Origin of the sequence: Cetobacterium sp. (genome assembly GCF_048470075.1) — a bacterium.
Classification (GTDB): Bacteria; Fusobacteriota; Fusobacteriia; order Fusobacteriales; family Fusobacteriaceae; genus Cetobacterium_A.
The window spans coordinates 1-1,908 of sequence record NZ_DBGBQB010000372.1 but is presented as its reverse complement, the minus strand read 5'-3'; the positions used below and the strand labels follow the sequence as shown (position 1 = coordinate 1,908).

The following is a 1,908-nucleotide window of genomic DNA, read 5'->3' as shown; positions in this document are numbered from 1 at the left end:
GTTAAAATTGTTAAATAGTGTTTTCAATTGTTGATTTGAAAGATTTAAAGAGTATATACTCTCTTTTTTCTCGATTATTGGTAAATCTATTGATTCTAAAAACTCATTAAGTTGTAAAATTGATTTCATTATTGAGCTTTTTTCTACCTCTAAATACAACTGCATATCATCTACGGACATCTCACTTTGAGATAAGATTTTTAAAATATTTGCAGCTGTTGTGTGCATTTATATCACCCCCCGCTATTGAATATATAATATCATATGGTGGGCATTCTGAAAAGCTTTTTTTTATTTAATGATTATAGGTCTTTTAAATGTGGAGGATATATATTAAAAAAGGTCTAATCAATTAATGATTAGACCAATCTTTCTATATTTCTAACTCCTCTACATTTAACTTTTCAACAAATTTATATATGGAATCTATTTTTTTTATTATAAAAATATGCTCTTTAAGAATCTGTCCGCCAAAGTCAGTATATGTCTGATACTTAACTCTTTGAGCGAATATATTATCCTCTAGTTGTACAACCTTACTTGCTTCTAAAACTTTTTTAGCTGGAGAGTTAAAATAGTCTCCTAAGGCGAAAGCTACTCCTGTTCTATATGATGTCTTCGGTGCTGAATAAGTCAATGTAGAAAATGCTAATAAGAATAAAAACGCTTTTTTCATAGTGTGTACCTCCCGCAGATATTATTTATAATATCAATTATATCTTATGGGACTATATTTTAAAAATATAATTTTTATATAATTGCCATTTTGACTTATTTTAATACATTTTTATTTGTAAAGTTTTTTCTTATAATAGGTATCTGCAGTATATAACGGTGCTAAAGGATTGTGACCTGTTACTCTATCTTTTACAGCTAAGACTGTTGCTGGTGCCCCTGAATATTTTATAAAAAGAGAATCATGCCCAACACAAAGCCCTAAAATAACATTTAATTCTGTTTTCATCTCATTTAAAAGTCTTGCTTGTCCTATAGGATTACATATCACCTCTTTAGTTCCTGGTCTCACTTTTTCGCAGTCAGATATCCCTATAAACTCCTTTGGCACAGCACCATTTTTACAAATTATTGAACATACTTCAAACCCTCTATTTTCAAGTATCTTTCCAAAAATTTCAGCTTCTTTTCTAAGACCTATACAGAATGCCAATCCTATTTTTTTAAAGTTATTTTTCTTTGCAAACTCCATTATCTCCTCAACTCTAGTAAGTTCGCAATAGCCTTCACTTTCAACTAAAGCTGAACTATGAGCTAATTTATAATTTTCCTCCTGTAAATAGAGAACTTTATTCTCCTCTTGAAACTCTTTGTCCCTACTTGGACAGTTTTCAGGCATTTTTTTATAATCCTGATCTTTACACCCATGAACCTTACAATTTGCGCAACTATACATTTTCTCTCCTCCCTAAACTTTATAAATTCCCTCTATCTCTGCTTCTCCCAAAATGTGCCCCTTTATCTCTTTATAAGCCTCATTTAGATAAAAGCCGTTTTTTAAGTTTGGAATTTTATCTAGAGCATATATCTTTATCTCATATATATGATCTTTATCCGGTGGAGTTGGACCTCCATAAAATGATGCTTTCTCCTTAGCTAGCCCACTTATTTTAGATGCCCAGCTGTTGACTCCTTGCACTATATTTTTATCTACTCTGCTATCATTCTCTTTTAATTCTGTATAATTTTTAGGAACAACTGCAATCCAATGTATCCATGAAAATCCTGTAACTGGTACAGCATCATAATCTTGCATAACAATAAAAAAACTCTCTGTCCCTTCTGGTGCATTTTCCCATTTTAATTCTAGTGATTTAGATGGCATTTTATCTATCCAGGAATCTCCATATTTTCCAAACTCACTTTTAATATATCCACCTATAATACTATCAC

Annotated in this window: 4 protein-coding genes; all 4 read right to left on the bottom strand. The window is 30.9% G+C overall.

Annotation, left to right across the window (positions count from 1 at the left end; translation table 11 throughout):
* The coding region (locus ACMOUI_RS12990; RefSeq protein ID WP_418966121.1) for a hypothetical protein at window positions 1-228 on the bottom strand (228 nt) is incomplete at its 3' end.
* 145 nt (window positions 229-373) lie between these two features.
* The gene (locus ACMOUI_RS12985; protein ID WP_418966120.1) at window positions 374-676 is read right to left on the bottom strand and encodes a hypothetical protein; all 303 of its coding nucleotides are present in this window, start codon (window positions 674-676) and stop codon (window positions 374-376) included.
* A 111-nt stretch (window positions 677-787) separates the two neighbouring features.
* Complete coding sequence (locus ACMOUI_RS12980) at window positions 788-1,411, bottom strand: DUF1847 domain-containing protein (RefSeq protein WP_418966119.1); 624 nt, start codon at window positions 1,409-1,411, stop codon at window positions 788-790.
* 12 nt (window positions 1,412-1,423) lie between these two features.
* Window positions 1,424-1,908: YbhB/YbcL family Raf kinase inhibitor-like protein (locus ACMOUI_RS12975; protein ID WP_418966118.1), on the bottom strand; the 485-nt coding region annotated here is incomplete at its 5' end.